The sequence below is a fragment of the Pantoea sp. B_9 genome, assembly GCF_008632015.1.
In the GTDB taxonomy this organism is placed as follows: Bacteria; Pseudomonadota; Gammaproteobacteria; order Enterobacterales; family Enterobacteriaceae; genus Pantoea; species Pantoea dispersa.
In genome coordinates this window covers 870,956-887,748 of the sequence record NZ_VWVL01000001.1, presented here as the reverse complement: position 1 = coordinate 887,748, position 16,793 = coordinate 870,956, and the positions used below count along the sequence as shown (strand labels likewise).

The 16,793-nt window shown below is 55.4% G+C and carries 11 protein-coding genes; 7 read left to right on the top strand and 4 right to left on the bottom strand.

The genetic code is table 11. The features are described from left to right. Nucleotides 1-11: 11 nt before the first annotated feature. The 6 genes from lrp to F3I21_RS04210 all read left to right on the top strand — a co-directional run bounded on the left by lrp (nucleotide 12) and on the right by F3I21_RS04210 (nucleotide 9,039). Nucleotides 12-506: a leucine-responsive transcriptional regulator Lrp gene (lrp, locus tag F3I21_RS04235; protein WP_006118610.1), complete on the top strand. Its 495-nt coding sequence runs from the start codon at nucleotides 12-14 to the stop codon at nucleotides 504-506. A gap of 119 nt (nucleotides 507-625) precedes the next feature. Continuing rightward, nucleotides 626-4,045, top strand: a complete 3,420-nt coding sequence (locus F3I21_RS04230) for a DNA translocase FtsK 4TM domain-containing protein (RefSeq protein WP_150058391.1) — start codon at nucleotides 626-628, stop codon at nucleotides 4,043-4,045. Between the two features lie 173 nt (nucleotides 4,046-4,218). Beyond that, nucleotides 4,219-4,830, top strand: a complete 612-nt coding sequence (gene lolA / locus F3I21_RS04225) for an outer membrane lipoprotein chaperone LolA (protein WP_058758036.1) — start codon at nucleotides 4,219-4,221, stop codon at nucleotides 4,828-4,830. A gap of 7 nt (nucleotides 4,831-4,837) precedes the next feature. Further along, nucleotides 4,838-6,184: a replication-associated recombination protein A gene (locus F3I21_RS04220; RefSeq protein ID WP_058757769.1), complete on the top strand. Its 1,347-nt coding sequence runs from the start codon at nucleotides 4,838-4,840 to the stop codon at nucleotides 6,182-6,184. A 97-nt stretch (nucleotides 6,185-6,281) separates the two neighbouring features. Then, complete coding sequence (serS, locus tag F3I21_RS04215; RefSeq protein WP_150058390.1) at nucleotides 6,282-7,574, top strand: serine--tRNA ligase; 1,293 nt, start codon at nucleotides 6,282-6,284, stop codon at nucleotides 7,572-7,574. A 313-nt stretch (nucleotides 7,575-7,887) separates the two neighbouring features. Then, nucleotides 7,888-9,039 (top strand): MFS transporter, encoded by a 1,152-nt coding sequence (locus F3I21_RS04210; RefSeq protein ID WP_058769542.1) that lies wholly within the window; start codon nucleotides 7,888-7,890, stop codon nucleotides 9,037-9,039. Between the two features lie 99 nt (nucleotides 9,040-9,138). On the opposite strand, the gene pflA is transcribed toward F3I21_RS04210, so the two are convergent. The 4 genes from pflA to ycaO all read right to left on the bottom strand — a co-directional run bounded on the left by pflA (nucleotide 9,139) and on the right by ycaO (nucleotide 15,371). Beyond that, nucleotides 9,139-9,879, bottom strand: coding sequence for a pyruvate formate lyase 1-activating protein (gene pflA / locus F3I21_RS04205; protein WP_058769543.1), 741 nt, complete (start codon nucleotides 9,877-9,879; stop codon nucleotides 9,139-9,141). Nucleotides 9,880-10,042: 163 nt separating this feature from the next. Then, the gene (gene pflB, locus F3I21_RS04200) at nucleotides 10,043-12,325 is read right to left on the bottom strand and encodes a formate C-acetyltransferase (RefSeq protein WP_058769544.1); all 2,283 of its coding nucleotides are present in this window, start codon (nucleotides 12,323-12,325) and stop codon (nucleotides 10,043-10,045) included. A 69-nt stretch (nucleotides 12,326-12,394) separates the two neighbouring features. Continuing rightward, entirely contained in the window at nucleotides 12,395-13,255 is an 861-nt protein-coding gene (gene focA, locus F3I21_RS04195) for a formate transporter FocA (protein ID WP_021508350.1), read from the bottom strand. A gap of 352 nt (nucleotides 13,256-13,607) precedes the next feature. Beyond that, on the bottom strand, nucleotides 13,608-15,371 hold the full coding sequence (ycaO, locus tag F3I21_RS04190) for a 30S ribosomal protein S12 methylthiotransferase accessory factor YcaO (protein WP_150058389.1): 1,764 nt from the start codon (nucleotides 15,369-15,371) through the stop codon (nucleotides 13,608-13,610). Between the two features lie 311 nt (nucleotides 15,372-15,682). On the opposite strand from ycaO, the gene serC reads away from it, so the two are divergent. Further along, nucleotides 15,683-16,768 (top strand): 3-phosphoserine/phosphohydroxythreonine transaminase, encoded by a 1,086-nt coding sequence (gene serC / locus F3I21_RS04185; protein ID WP_021508348.1) that lies wholly within the window; start codon nucleotides 15,683-15,685, stop codon nucleotides 16,766-16,768. Nucleotides 16,769-16,793: the final 25 nt, after the last annotated feature.

The window sequence follows — 16,793 nt, the reverse complement described above, 5'->3', positions numbered from 1 at the left end:
AGACAATAATAATGGTAGACAACAAGAAACGCCCCGGAAAAGATCTGGATCGGATCGACAGAAATATTCTGAATGAACTGCAGAAAGACGGTCGTATTTCCAACGTTGAGCTTTCAAAACGTGTAGGCCTCTCGCCAACACCTTGTCTTGAACGCGTACGTCGCCTGGAACGCCAGGGTTTCATTCTGGGCTACACCGCGCAGCTGAACCCGCACTATCTCGATGCTTCACTGCTGGTATTCGTTGAGATTACTCTGAATCGCGGCGCGCCGGATGTGTTTGAACAATTTAACGCCGCCGTACAAAAACTTGAGGAAACTCAAGAATGTCACCTCGTTTCCGGTGACTTTGACTACCTGTTGAAAACCCGCGTGCCGGATATGTCCGCCTATCGTAAACTGCTGGGTGAGACCTTGCTGCGCCTGCCGGGCGTCAACGACACCCGTACCTACGTGGTGATGGAAGAGGTCAAACAGAGCAATCGTCTGGTGATTAAGACCCGGTAACGCAGGGCAGGTGCAAAGCTTGCAGGATTTCGGTACACTCCTGTGAATTCATACAGGACCAGCGTCAGGCAAGCCTGGCGCTGTTGCCTTCTTAATTTACAGGCACCTGGAGAGTTCTCTTGAGCCAGGAATATACAGAAGACAAAGACGTTTCATTACAACCACTGAGCAGCGGACGTCGGCTGCTGGAAGCGTTGCTCATTTTGGTGGCCTTGTTTGCCATCTATCTGATGGTGTCGCTGGTTAGCTTTAATCCCTCCGATCCCAGCTGGTCACAAACCGCCTGGCACGAGCCGATCCACAATCTGGGCGGCAGCGTGGGCGCATGGCTGGCCGATACCCTGCTGTTTATTTTTGGTGTGATGGCCTATGCCATTCCGCCAGTGATTATTGGTCTGTGCTGGATCACCTTCCGTCAGCGCGATCGCCAGGATTACATCGACTATTTTGCGGTGGGCCTGCGGCTGATTGGCGTGCTGGCGCTGGTGGTGACCACCTGCGGACTGGCTGCGCTGAACGTGGACGATATCTGGTATTTTGCCTCTGGCGGCGTAATTGGCAGCCTGGTGAGCAATGCGATGGCGCCGTGGTTCAGCGGTGCCGGTGGCACGCTGACGCTGCTGTGCGTCTGGGCGGCGGGTATCACGCTTTATACCGGCTGGTCCTGGCTGGCGATTGCCGAGAAGATCGGCAGCGTGGTGATGGGCGTGCTGACCTTTGCCAGCAACCGCTCGCGCCATGATGAACCCTGGCAGGAAGAAGACGACTACGACGAGGCGCACCCCGACGACGCGGTTCCGCCACTGCGCGCTGCGCCGGCTCAGGACGACGAAGATGACGTACTGCTGGCTAAGCCCCGACAGGTAGCGGAACCTGTGGCTGAAGTCGCCAGCGACGATCCCCTGCTGGCGAAAGCCAGTGCGGCTACCGCGGCTGCGCTGGCTGCCACCAGTAACGCCGCACGTCAGGTGCCGTCCGTCGCTGCACCTGAGCCATCCGCACCGGCGGTAAACGTGGCTCCACAACCTGCGCCGTCACAGCTGGCTGCGGCTGCTCCGGCATCGGCATCCGTTGCCAGTGCGCCTGCGGCGCCAGCTATTCCGCCAGCAGAACCTGCGCCAGCGGCTCCTCCGTTATACCGCTTCGAAGTGCCTGCATCACCGGCCGCCGACGCCTTCTCGCTCGCTGAAGAAGATGATGGCCCGCGCATGGGTAACTGGCAGAGTGCCGATCAGGCCGCCACACCGCTGAATACGGCAGCCGCTGCCGCACTCGGTTCAGCGACGGCCGCCGCTGCTGCCCGCTCTGCGGCTTACACGCCAGCCTTTGATGTGGTGCCGGAGCGCGATTACAACCCGCAGGTGAAACAGGGCATCGGCCCGGAACTACCGCGTCCTAACAAAGTTAAGCTGCCAACCCGGCGTGAGCTGGCCTCATACGGTATCAAACTGCCATCGCAACGCATGGCAGAAGAGAAGGCCCGTGAAGAGGCCGACCAGCAGCAGCCGGAAATCAGCGCCAGCTGGCAAGTGCCACAGCCGCACGATGATGATAACGCTGCGCTGCAGGAAGCCCAGCTGCGCGAAGCGTTCCATTCGCAGCAGCAGCAGCGGTACGGCGACAGCTGGCAGCAGCAGCCGGCAGAGGAAGAAGATGAAGAGGCGCTGCAGCAGGCCCAGCTGGCGCAGCAGTTTGCCCAGCAGCAGCAACAGCGTTACAGCCAGCCTGAGCAGGAGAGCGCGCCGGTATTTAATCTGGATACCTCAGCAGCCTTTGATTTCTCTCCGATGAAAGATCTGGTTGATGACACGCCGAGCGAACCGCTGTTTACCATTGCCGCCACGCCAGAGCCGGACGCTCCGGCCCAGTGGCAGCAGCCAGCGGCACCTGAGCCGGCGGTACCCGCATCGCTGAGCGAGGAAACCAGCCCGTGGTCAACGCCAGACGACGAGGTTTACGCCGCGCCGGCTGAAACGCCGAAGCCTGTCGCCCCTGCGCAGGACAGTCTGTTCCACCCCTTCCTGGTGCGTCACGAACAGCCGCTGGAGAAACCTTCCACGCCGCTGCCGACGCTGGATCTGCTGACGTCGCCGCCGGCCGAAGAGGAACCGGTGGATATGTTCGCACTGGAACAGACCGCGCGTCTGGTTGAAGCGCGTCTGGCGGATTACCGCGTGAAAGCCGAAGTGGTGGGCATCTCTCCAGGGCCGGTAATCACCCGCTTTGAACTGGATCTGGCACCGGGCGTCAAGGCGGCACGTATTTCTAACCTGTCGCGTGACCTGGCACGTTCGCTCTCTGCCGTTGCGGTGCGTGTGGTTGAGGTGATTCCGGGCAAGCCTTATGTCGGCCTTGAACTCCCCAATAAACATCGTCAGACCGTCTATCTGCGTGAGGTGCTGGACTGCGATAAGTTCCGCGACAACCCTTCGCCACTATCGGTGGTGCTGGGTAAAGATATCTCTGGTCAGCCCGTGGTGGCCGATCTGGCGAAGATGCCTCACCTGCTGGTGGCCGGTACCACCGGTTCCGGTAAGTCGGTTGGCGTCAACACCATGATCATCAGCATGCTGTATAAAGCCACGCCGGAAGAAGTGCGCTTTATCATGATCGACCCGAAAATGCTCGAGCTGTCAGTGTATGAGGGCATTCCCCATCTGCTGACGGAAGTGGTAACCGACATGAAAGACGCGGCCAACGCGCTGCGGTGGAGTGTGGTCGAAATGGAGCGCCGCTATAAGCTGATGTCTGCGCTGGGCGTACGTAATCTGGCCGGCTATAACGAGAAGATCGAGCAGGCAGCCGCAATGGGCCGGCCAATTCCGGACCCGTTCTGGAAACCGGGTGACAGCATGGACACCACGCCGCCGGTGCTGGAAAAACTGCCCTACATTGTGGTGCTGGTTGATGAGTTCGCCGACCTGATGATGGCGGTGGGCAAAAAGGTCGAAGAGCTGATCGCGCGCCTGGCACAGAAAGCCCGTGCCGCAGGTATTCACCTGGTGCTGGCTACCCAGCGTCCGTCGGTGGATGTGATTACCGGCCTGATTAAGGCCAACATTCCGACGCGCATCGCCTTTACTGTGTCCAGTAAAATTGATTCGCGCACCATTCTCGATCAGGGCGGTGCGGAATCCCTGCTGGGTATGGGTGACATGCTCTATATGCCACCTAACTCCTCCATGCCGGTACGTGTTCACGGCGCCTTTGTGCGTGACCAGGAAGTGCATGCGGTCGTGCAGGACTGGAAAGCGCGTGGGCGACCACAGTACATCGACAGCATTACCGCCGGTGAAGAGAGTGAAAGCGGTGGTGGCGGCCTGGACGGCGATGAAGAGCTGGATCCGCTGTTTGACCAGGCGGTGGCGTTTGTGGTGGAGAAACGCCGCGCGTCGATCTCCGGCGTGCAGCGCCAGTTCCGTATCGGCTACAACCGCGCGGCGCGGATTATCGAACAGATGGAGGCGCAGGGCATTGTCTCGGAGCCGGGCCACAACGGTAACCGTGAAGTGCTGTCACCGCCACCTCACGAAATGTAAGACTTTTCTCCGCAGTGTTATACCGGGCCAGTGTAAACTGGCCCGTTGTTTATCTGTGGTCCGATCCCCATATCATTGGGAGCTTTCGGCTTTTTCTCCTGTCGAACTGACGGAGCGGCGACTACGGTTAATGCAGTAAGTGTCAGGAAACCATGAATAAGGAATCGTATCAGATGAAATTTCGCGTTATTGCCTGTGGCCTGCTGGCCGGTTTTGTTGCTTCTTCTGCCCTGGCGGATGCTTCCAGCGATCTGCAGCAGCGCCTTAATAAAGTGAACAGCTTCCATGCCAGCTTCAGTCAGAAGGTAACTGATGGTAACGGTGCAAATGTGCAGGACGGCGAAGGCGAACTGTGGGTGAAACGTCCGAGCCTGTTTAACTGGCACATGACCGCGCCGGACGAAAGCGTGATTATCTCCGACGGTAAAAATCTGTGGTTCTATAATCCTTTTGTGGAACAGGCGAGCGTAAGCCTGCTGCAGAATGCCACCAGCAATACGCCGTTTATGCTGATTGCGCGTAACCAGCCCTCTGACTGGCAGCAGTACAACATTAAGCAGCAGGGGGATAATTTTGAGCTGACGCCAAAAAGCAGCGATGGCAACCTGAAACAGTTCACCATCAATGTTACTTCCGCAGGCACCATCAATCAGTTCAGCGCGATTGAGCAGGATGGACAGCGCAGCAGCTATCAGCTGAAGAGCCAGAAAAACGGCGCTATCAGCCCGGATAAATTCACCTTTACGCCGCCAAAAGGGGTAACGGTGGACGATCAACGTCAGTGAGGTGAGGGTGAGTAACCTGTCGCTGGATTTTGCACCGTCAAATGAGTTCAGACCGCTGGCTGCGCGTATGCGGCCAGCGACGCTGCAGCAATATATTGGTCAGCAGCATCTGCTCGCGGCCGGTAAGCCGTTGCCGCGCGCTATTGAGGCAGGTCAGCTGCACTCCATGATCTTATGGGGACCGCCGGGTACCGGTAAAACCACGCTGGCGGAGATTATTGCGCATTACGGCAAAGCTGATGTCGAACGCATTTCAGCGGTGACTTCCGGCGTTAAAGAGATCCGCGAGGCCATTGAGCGCGCGCGGCAGAACCGCCAGGTGGGGCGTCGCACTATTCTGTTTGTTGATGAGGTGCATCGCTTCAACAAGAGCCAGCAGGATGCATTTCTGCCACACATTGAAGACGGCACCATTACCTTCATTGGCGCAACCACGGAAAATCCCTCCTTTGAACTGAATTCGGCACTGCTGTCGCGTGCGCGCGTTTATCTGCTTAAATCGCTGACCAGCGCGGATATTGAACAGGTGCTGGACCAGGCGATGCAGGATAAAACGCGCGGTTACGGCGACAGCGATATTTTGTTACCGGACAATACCCGGCGCATGATCGCTGAACTGGTCAATGGTGATGCACGACGCGCACTAAATACGCTGGAAATGATGGCTGATATGGCTGAGCTAAATGCGCAGGGACAGCGGGAGCTAACGCCACAGTTGCTGAATGAAGTGTCGGGTGAACGCTCGGCGCGTTTCGATAACAAAGGCGACCGCTTTTACGATCTCATCTCGGCACTGCACAAATCGGTTCGCGGTTCAGCCCCGGATGCGGCGCTTTACTGGTATGCGCGCATCATCACTGCCGGTGGCGATCCGCTGTACGTGGCGCGGCGACTGCTGGCCATTGCTTCGGAGGATGTCGGTAATGCCGATCCGCGCGCGATGCAGGTAGCAATTGCCGCGTGGGATTGTTTTACCCGCGTCGGGCCTGCGGAAGGGGAACGTGCAATTGCCCAGGCAATTGTTTATCTGGCCTGCGCGCCAAAAAGCAATGCTGTTTATACCGCCTTCAAAGCGGCGATGCGTGATGCGCGTGAGTTCCCGGATTACGATGTGCCGGAACATCTGCGCAATGCACCGACGAAGCTGATGAAAGAGATGGGCCTCGGCAAAGAGTACCGTTATGCGCATGACGAACCCAATGCCTATGCGGCCGGCGAGGTGTTTTTCCCGCCGGAAATGGCGCAGACGCGCTACTATCAACCCACCAATCGTGGTCTTGAAAGCAAGATCGGTGAAAAACTCGCCTGGCTTGCTGAACAGGATCAAAATAGCCCGATAAAACGCTACCGCTGATAAACGCGTTACGGTAAGGTGAGCAAGGATTTCAATGCATTCCAGTGGAATGCATCCCTCCATTCGTTCAATCAACCTTTTATTACACAGGATAAGCATGCTCGATCCCAATCTGCTGCGTAATGAGCCAGACGCAGTCGCAGAAAAACTGGCACGCCGGGGATTTAAACTGGATGTGGATACGCTGCGCTCCCTCGAAGAGCGTCGTAAGGTGTTGCAGGTAGAAACTGAAAACCTGCAGGCTGAGCGTAACTCCCGCTCCAAATCCATCGGTCAGGCCAAAGCACGTGGGGAAGATATCGAGCCGCTGCGTCAGGAAGTGAACGCGCTGGGCGAACGCCTGGATGCGGCGAAAGCAGAGCTGGATACCCTGCAGAACGAAATTCGTGGCTTTGCGCTTGCGCTGCCGAACCTGCCGGCCGACGAAGTGCCGCTGGGTAAAGATGACAGCGAAAACCAGGAAGTGAGCCGCTGGGGCCAGCCGCGCCAGTTTGATTTCCCGGTGAAAGACCATGTTGAGCTGGGTGAAGCGGTCAAAGGGCTGGATTTCGCCTCGGCGGTGAAACTGACCGGTTCGCGCTTTATCGTGATGCAGGGCCAGATTGCCCGTCTGCATCGCGCGCTGAGCCAGTTCATGATCGATCTGCACAGCCAGCAGCACGGTTATCTGGAAACTTACGTGCCATATCTGGTGAACCACGAGACGCTGTACGGTACCGGTCAGTTACCAAAATTTGGTGAGGATCTGTTCCATACCAAACCGCTGGGCGAAGAAGCAGGCAGCAGTAACTATGCGCTGATCCCGACCGCCGAAGTGCCGCTGACAAACCTGGTGCGCGATGAGATCGTTGAAGAGGAATCTCTGCCGATCAAACTCACTGCCCACACGCCTTGCTTCCGTTCCGAAGCCGGTTCTTACGGACGCGACACGCGCGGTTTGATCCGTATGCACCAGTTCGACAAAGTGGAGATGGTGCAGATCGTCGCACCGGAAACCTCCATGGACGCGCTGGAAGAGCTGGTCGGTCATGCGGAGAAAGTGCTGCAGCTGCTGAACCTGCCGTACCGTAAAGTGCTGCTGTGCACCGGTGACATGGGCTTTGGCTCTGCCAAAACCTATGATCTGGAAGTCTGGCTGCCGGCGCAGGACACCTACCGTGAAATCTCCTCCTGCTCGAATATGTGGGATTTCCAGGCGCGCCGCATGCAGGCTCGCTGCCGCAGCAAAACGGACAAAAAACCGCGTCTGGTGCATACGCTGAATGGTTCAGGCCTGGCGGTGGGGCGTACGCTGGTAGCCGTGCTGGAAAACTATCAGCAGGCGGATGGTCGCATTACAGTGCCGGACGTGCTGCGCCCGTATATGGGTGGGCTGGAATATATCGGCTAACTGGCACTCATGCACAAACCCGGCTCAGGCCGGGTTTTTTATTTCTTAAGCGCCTCAGCCATTATTTTTTAACCGGAATTAATCAGAAATAAACGTTATCGTCATCGCTGCGCGTCAAACCATCAAAAATGTATAAATTCATGTAGATAGATTCAGACATAAGACCTTTCTCAAGTCCTGTAACCCGCTGAAGATAAAAATAATAAATTGTTCAGCAGCAAAATGTGCGGCGCTGTTTTTTTGCACATTGACTTTGCCATCGCCAATGGCAAACTGCGCGCAAATCTGTTCATTTCTTTTGGTTTTATTCCCTATGTCAACCTGGTCGCGCCCCGTCCTGCTGCTGCTTTGCGGCTTAATGCTGATGACGGTGTCTATTGCTGTGCTTAATACGCTGGTGCCGCTGTGGCTCACCCACGATCAACTGCCGACCTGGCAGGTGGGCATGGCGAGTTCTGCTTATTACACCGGTAACTTACTGGGCACCTTGCTGGCGGGCTGGTTGATTAATCGCTATGGCTTTAACCGCTGCTTTTACCTTGCCAGCGTACTGTTTGCGCTGGCAACCATGGGCATGGTGCTGCTGGACGGCTTTTACAGCTGGACGCTGCTGCGCTTCACCGCGGGCGTAGGCTGTGCACTGATTTGGGTGGTAGTTGAGAGTGCACTATTGTGCAGCGGTACCGTGCGCAATCGCGGTCAGCTGCTGGCTGCTTACATGATCATCTACTACCTCGGCACCGTTGCCGGTCAGCTGCTGGTGAGCCGTGTCTCGACAGAGCTGCTGCACGTCATTCCCTGGGTGAGCGCGCTGATCGTCTGTGCCGTACTGCCCGTGGTGTTTGTGCAGGTCAACGCCGGTGCGGCTACTGAAGAAGCTTCAACCGGGCGTATCTGGAGTATGCTGCGCCGCCGCAGCTCGCGGTTGGGTATCAACGGCTGCATTATCTCCGGTATCGTGCTCGGTTCGCTCTACGGTCTGATGCCGCTTTATCTTTCGCATCAGGGCATGAGCGATGCCACCGTAGGCTACTGGATGGCGCTGCTGGTCAGTGCCGGGATTGTCGGTCAGTGGCCGGTAGGGCGTCTTGCCGACCGCTTTGGTCGCCTGATGGTGCTGCGCGTGCAGGTATTCGTGGTGATTCTGGGTGCGATTGCTATGCTGAGCGGAACGGCAATGGCACCGGCACTGTTTGTGCTGGGGCTGGCTGGCTTTACGCTTTATCCGGTGGCCATGTCCTGGGCGTGTGAAACGGTGGCGCATCATGAACTGGTGGCGATGAATCAGGCGCTGCTGTTCAGTTATACCGTTGGCAGTCTGGTCGGGCCGGGGATGACCGCGATGCTGATGCAGAACTATTCCGATCGCCTGCTGTTTGTGATGATTGCGGTGGTGGCGCTGGTCTATCTGGTGATGCTGTTGCGTAAAGCCGATCAGCATGCAACACCGGTGGCGCATGCCTGATGGCAGTGCTTAAACGGGACATTCGCAACCTGTCGCAAATGTCCCGGCGGTAACGCCTCTGTTTCTTGCCGGCGAGGCTTTAGCTACAGTCCAACCGTCTTAATACATGACGTTATGGCCGTAACCGGTAAGAATATTCTTCACCCGCTCCATGGTCTCTTTCGTTGGCGGCTTCACGCCTTCCAGCTTGTACTCTTCACCCATCGCAATCCATTTATGCTTGCCGAGTTCGTGATAAGGCAGCAGCTCAATCTTCTCAATGTTACTCATGTCTTTAGTAAATTCACCGAGGCGATGCACCGAATCGTCATCGTCCGAATAACCCGGCACTACCACATAGCGAATCCAGGTCCTTTTACCGCGCTTTTGCAGATAGCGGGCGAAATCCAGCGTGCGGTGGTTTGACACGCCGACCAGAATTTCATGGATATCATCATTGATTTGCTTGAGGTCGAGCATCACCAGATCGGTCGCATCGAGCAGTTCATCGATAACCGGATCGTAACGGCGCACAAAGCCGTTGGTGTCGAGGCAGGTATGGATGCCCTCGGCCTGGCAGGCGCGAAACCAGTCGCGCACAAATTCAGCCTGCAGAATGGCTTCACCGCCGGAGGCCGTCACGCCGCCACCAGACGCATTCATAAAGTGGCGATACGACAGCACATCCCTCATCAGCTCATCGACGGTAATTTCCTTACCGCCGTGAGTGTCCCAGGTATCGCGGTTGTGGCAGTACAGGCAGCGCATCAGGCAGCCCTGGAAGAAGGTGATAAAACGGATGCCGGGACCGTCAACGGTGCCGCAGGATTCAAACGAGTGGATACGACCGATGGTTGACATTGCGATGTATTCTCCGGTTCAGCCTGGCGCGCAGGCGGCACAATCTGTGTTGTGCTCTGAGGATGTAAGTCGGTTTTGCCAGACTGCCTGCAAAAGCAGACTGGCGAAACTGGCTTCTGGAGAAAAGGCTCCCGCAGGAGCCTTTCGATTACAGTGAGGAGGATTACAGCGACTGAGTAAAGGTACGGGTAATCACATCCTGCTGCTGCTCTTTCGTCAGCGAGTTGAAACGTACGGCATAACCGGAAACGCGGATGGTCAGCTGTGGATATTTCTCAGGGTGCTCCATGGCATCCAGCAGCATTTCACGGTTCATGACGTTAACGTTCAGGTGCTGGCCGCCCTCGATACTGGCTTCGTGATGGAAGTAACCATCCATCAGGCCAGCAAGGTTGGTTTTACGCACGTTATCATCTTTGCCCAGCGCATTCGGTACGATAGAGAAGGTATAAGAGATACCGTCTTTGGCGTAGGCAAATGGCAGTTTGGCCACGGAAGTCAGTGAAGCGACAGCACCTTTCTGGTCACGGCCATGCATTGGGTTGGCACCTGGTCCAAATGGCGCACCGGAGCGGCGACCATCCGGGGTGTTACCGGTTTTCTTACCGTATACCACGTTGGAGGTGATGGTCAGTACCGACTGCGTTGGCACCGCATTACGGTAGGTCTGCAGTTTCTGAATTTTCTTCATGAAACGTTCAACCAGGTCACAGGCCAGATCATCCACGCGCGGGTCGTTGTTACCGAACTGCGGATATTCACCTTCAATTTCGAAGTCCACTGCCAGACCATCGGCGTCACGTACGGGTTTCACTTTGGCATATTTAATCGCTGAAAGTGAGTCCGCGGCGACAGACAGGCCTGCGATACCACACGCCATGGTACGGTAAACGTCACGGTCGTGCAGTGCCATCAGCGCGGCTTCATAACTGTACTTATCATGCATGTAGTGGATAATGTTGAGTGACGTGACGTACTGTTTTGCCAGCCAGTCCATGAAGTGGTCCAGACGCGCCATCACCGTGTCATAATCCAGCACATCATCAGTGATTGGCGCTTCTTTCGGGCCGACCTGCATTTTCAGCTTCTCATCCACACCGCCGTTGATTGCGTACAGCAGTGTTTTAGCCAGGTTGGCTCGTGCGCCGAAGAACTGCATTTGTTTACCGACAATCATCGGGCTCACGCAGCAGGCGATGGCGTAGTCATCATTGTCAAAGTCCGGACGCATCAGGTCATCGTTCTCATACTGCAGCGATGAGGTGTCGATGGAGACTTTTGCCGCATATTTTTTGAAGTTAACCGGCAGTTTCTCAGACCACAGGATGGTCATGTTTGGTTCCGGTGATGGACCCATGGTGTACAGCGTGTTCAGGAAGCGGAAGGTGCTTTTCGTCACCAGCGTACGACCGTCAACGCCCATACCAGCCAGTGATTCAGTGGCCCAGATTGGGTCGCCAGAGAACAGCTCATCGTATTCCGGCGTACGCAGGAAGCGCACCATACGCAGTTTCATCACCAGATGGTCAATCAGTTCCTGCGCCTGCTCTTCGCTCAGTTTACCGGCTTTGATATCGCGCTCGATGTAAACGTCGAGGAAGGTGGACACGCGACCAAACGACATCGCGGCACCATTCTGTGATTTCACTGCTGCGAGGTAACCGAAGTAGGTCCACTGTACTGCTTCCTGCGCGGTGGTGGCTGGCAGGGAGATATCAAAGCCATATTTGGCGGCCATCTCTTTGATCTGGCCCAGTGCGCGGTGCTGTTCAGAAATCTCTTCACGCAGGCGAATGGTGGCTTCGAGATCAACGCCATTTTCCATGTCACTCTGCAGTGAGTTGAACTGAGCCACTTTGTCTTTCATCAGAAAGTCGATGCCGTACAGCGCGACGCGACGGTAGTCACCGATAATACGACCGCGGCCATACGCATCTGGCAGACCGGTCAGCACGCCGGATTTACGGCAGCGCAGGATATCTGGGGTGTAAACGTCAAACACGCCCTGGTTGTGAGTTTTGCGGTAATCGGTGAAAACTTTCTTCAGCGCCGGATCCAACTCGCGGCCGTAAACTTTACAGGAGCCTTCCACCATTTTGATGCCGCCAAACGGGATAATGGCGCGTTTCAGCGGGGCTTCAGTCTGCAGACCAACGATGGTTTCCAGCGATTTGTTAATATAGCCCGCATCGTGTGAGGTGATGGTTGACGCTAAATCAGTGTCGAAATCAACCGGTGCATGAGTACGGTTTTCAATTTTGATGCCTTCCAGCACGCTGTCCCACAGTTTGGTGGTGGCTGGCGTCGCGCCGGCGAGGAATGCTTCGTCACCTTCATACGGCGTGTAGTTTTTTTGGATGAAGTCACGGACGTTGACGCTGTTCTGCCATTCACCGGCGCTAAATCCTTCCCAGGCTGACGCCATTTTTTCATTCAGTTCGGACATGATATACCTGCCTTATTTAGGGAGACTGTAACGTATGGCGCGCTGCTCAGCACGCCCGTACTTAATGACTCAGTGCGCGGACTCACCGTCGCGCAGATAGATAACCCAATAGGTCAACCCGACTAACAGACCGCCGCCAATGATGTTGCCGATGGTCACGGGAATCAGGTTATTAACAATAAAATCGCCAATGCCCAGTGCAGGAAATTGCGCCGCGCTGGCACCGGTCATCTGCCAGAATTCCGGGCTGGCAAAATCGCGAATCATAATGGCCATCGGGATCAGGAACATATTGGCGATGCTGTGCTCAAAGCCGCTGGCTACAAACATCGCAACCGGTAAAATCATCGCTACCATTTTGTCGAGCAGGCTACGGCCGGAGTAGCTCATCCACACCGCCAGACACACCATCAGGTTAGCCAGTGTACCGAGGCTTACCGCTTCGATAAACGTATGATGCATTTTGTGGTCGGCGGTCTGTAAGACATTCAATCCCCATGCGCCATTAGCAACCATATGCTCACCGGCCAGCCAAATCAGCGCCACAAAAAACAGCGCGCCGCACAGGTTGCCAACGTAGACATTGAGCCAGTGACGACCCAGTTGCAGCCAGGTAATGCGTCCGCTGGCTTTTGCCACCACGATCAGCACCGTTGAAGTAAACAAATCAGCGCCGCAGACCACAACCAGCATCAAACCCAGTGAGAAGCAGATGCCACCGATCAATTTGGCCATGCCGTACGGCATAGTGCCGCTGCCGGTGGTGGCGGTGATATAAAACACAAAGGCAATGGAAATAAAGACGCCAGCAGTGATAGCCAGAAAGAAGGTGGTTAAGGGATGTTTCGTCGCTTTATAGACACCGGCATCTTCTGCGACTTTTGCCATCGCCGCCGGTAATAATGAATTAAAAGGGTTGTCAGCTTTCACACTAACGCTCTCCAGAAATTGTCTGTAAAGATACTAACAAAGGAGTATAGGTCAGGAGTTGATGTGGATCATATTTGCCGAAACGGCAGGGTTAAGCAAAGCGGCAAAACGAGCAAAAAATCAATTAAGGCATTGAAAGTTAATAAATAAATAATTTTTAATTTATGCAAAATAAGTTGAAGGCGCGGCTGGCTTAAGAGCTATTTTGTTAAATGCTGTTTATCAATGATAGTGAATTGTTATTTATTATTTTCTGCGCCCGATGAATTTTCATCGGCATAAAAAAAGGCACTGGATACTGCCAGTGCCCGTTAATTTTCAGTCTAATTCGACACAGACAAAATGCGCCGATTTATTTCGCAGACCAGTAACGACGTTTTGCCGCCTGTAATTTTTCATACGCGGCCAGCAGTGCCTGATGCGCCGGGAACGCGTGCAGATCGCGGTCAACCACCTGCAGACCGTAGAACGGTGCCTCACCGCTGATGGCAGCCGAAGCGGCGTCGACGGCGGCTTCGCCATACATGCGCACAAACGCGCGATGATACTGCAGCGGATCGCGATCTTCTTCCATCGCCAGCAGCAGCAGAGTCTGCAGGCAGCGGTAGTAATTGGCACGCTCAGGGCTGAAGATCGACTGGTTGAACTCCATGGTCCATTCCGTCCAGATCAGCGCCTGATCCAGATCGCCACCGGCCAGCGCCAGCATCGCTTTCAGCTCGCCAATACGCAGCGTGAACCAGCCGTTGTCTTTGCCGGTCGCCAGCCCCAGCAGTTCACGCACGCGGGTGAAGTCATCATGACCTTCTTCATCCAGCTGTTCGATCAGAGCCAGATACTCCTCGGGTTGCCACTGGGTTGCCGGCAGGGACAACAGCGTTTCACGCAGTGATGCACCCATGTTGTTATTCGCCAGCAGCAGGTCTTCGGCTGGGTAAATATCAGACATGCCCGGTACGATAATGCGGCAGGCGTAAACGCCCAGATGTTCGTAGTCGGCGATATACACTTCTTTATCTTCCGCACGGAAGATCGCCATCAGCGTATCGAACTCTTCATGGGTGGTGCCGGCGAAGCTCCAGTCGACAAAGGGATAGTCGGCATCGTCTTTGAACATATCCCAGGAGATCAGACCGCTGGAATCAATGAAGTGGGTTTCAAGGTTAGCGTGTTCAGCCACTTCTTCATCATCGAAGGTGGGCGGGGTAAACACGTCGAGATCTTTCAGGCCGCGGCCCTGCAGCAGTTCGGTGACGGTACGTTCCAGCGCGACACCAAAGTCCGGATGGGCGCCAAACGAGGCAAAACAGGTGCCGTTAGCCGGGTTGAACAGCACCACACAGATCACCGGATAATTGCCGCCCAGCGAAGCGTCGTAGGAGAAAATCGGGAAACCTTCTGCTTCAAGACGATTGATAGCCTCCACCACGCCAGGATAGCGCTGCATCACCGCTTCAGGAATTTCCGGCAGGCTGATGGATTCCGCGATAATGCGGTTTTTAATATGGCGCTCAAACACTTCGGATAAGCCCTGTACGCGCGCTTCATTGGCGGTGTTGCCAGCGGACATGCCGTTAGACACATACAGGTTGCCGATGATGTTCATCGGAATATAAACGGTTTGCTGATCGGACTGGCGGGTAAATGGCAGGCCGCAGATACCGCGATCGGCATTACCAGACTGCAGATCCACCAGGTCGGACGCGCTCAGGCTCTGTTCCGGATCGTAAAACTTACGCAGGCGTGCATCCAGAATGCCTTCCGGCAGGCGGTCATCGTCGGTCAGCGGGAACCATTTCTCGTTCGGGTAGTGCACGAAGTCGCCGTTAGCGATGGTTTCGCCCAGCCAGAAATCGGCAAAGAAGTAGTTGGTTGAGAGGCGCTCAAAATATTCGCCCAGCGCTGAGGCCAGCGCCGCTTTTTTACTGGCGCCTTTACCGTTAGTAAAACAGAGCGGGCAGTCGCGGTCGCGAATGTGCACTGACCAGACGTGCGGCACCGGGTTCAGCCAGGAAGCTTCTTCAATGTTGAAACCCAGATCCTGCAGTTTCTGCTGGAAGCGTGCGATGGAGTCTTCCAGTGCGGCGTCTTTACCTGGAATAAACGTTTGCGTCATGGTGGCGCTCTCTCAAGTCGATGGTTGGGCGTAAAGCGCGCAATAATACGGGTTTTGCGCCTGCTTCGCTATTGCTCCGCCAAATTTCTCAACGCATTGTTACGGCTTTTTCGCGCTCTGGCAGCTGTCTGATTTTACTTCACCGCACTGCCTCACAAAATTCCGTGGCTTATTACATTTGTGACATAAGCTGCGGTGGAGCGGGCTCTGGAAATGTGATCGCTGCCGGATAAATGATTGCAGCCATCCGGAGGCAATGATAAAACCGATGGGGTATTCATAACCGTTCGATATGACAATGGTGAGGGGAAATGGCGCAGGTTTATAATTTTAGCTCCGGACCGGCAATGCTGCCGGTGGAAGTGCTTCGTCGTGCAGAACAAGAACTGACAAACTGGCATGGCTTAGGCACCTCGGTGATGGAAATCAGTCACCGCAGCAAAGAGTTTATTGAAGTCGCGGAAGCGGCGGAGCAGGATTTTCGCGATCTGCTGAAAATCCCGGCCAACTACAAAGTATTATTCTGCCATGGCGGCGCGCGTGCGCAGTTCGCGGCAATCCCGGGCAATCTACTGGGCGATGCCAGCCGCGCGGATTACATCGACGGCGGCTACTGGGCGCACAGTGCTATTAAAGAAGCAGAAAAATTCTGCTCGCCGAACGCCATTGACATCAAAACCACCCGTGAGGGTAAACGCGCACTGTTACCGATGCGTGAATGGCAGCTCAGCGATGATGCGGCTTATGTGCACTTCTGTCCGAATGAAACCATTGATGGTATTGCCATCGATGAAGAGCCAGACTTCGGCGATAAAGTGGTGGTGGCCGATCTCTCTTCGACCATCCTGTCCCGCCCGCTCGACATCAGCCGCTACGGCGTGATTTATGCCGGCGCGCAGAAGAACATCGGTCCCGCTGGCCTGACGCTGGTGGTAGTGCGTGATGACCTGCTGGGCAAAGCGCAGCGCTGGGTGCCCTCCATTCTCGACTACAAAGTGCTGGCCGAAAACGATTCGATGTTTAACACGCCGCCGACGTTTGCCTGGTATCTCTCCGGCCTGGTGTTCAAATGGCTGAAAGAGAAGGGCGGTGTAGCGGAGATGGACAAGGTTAATCAGGCGAAAGCCGATCTGCTGTACGGCGTGATTGATAGCAGCAGCTTCTACCGTAACGACGTCGCCAGTGAAAACCGTTCCCGGATGAATGTGCCTTTCCAGCTGGCCGATGCTGCGCTGGATAAGGTGTTTCTTGAAGAATCACTGAAGGCGGGCCTGCATGCGCTGAAGGGGCACCGTGTGGTTGGCGGTATGCGTGCCTCGATCTACAATGCGATGCCGCTGGAAGGCGTTAAAGCGCTGACCGAATTCATGGTCGACTTCGAACGTCGTCACGGTTAATTATCTACTTTAGTGCCAGCCTGCC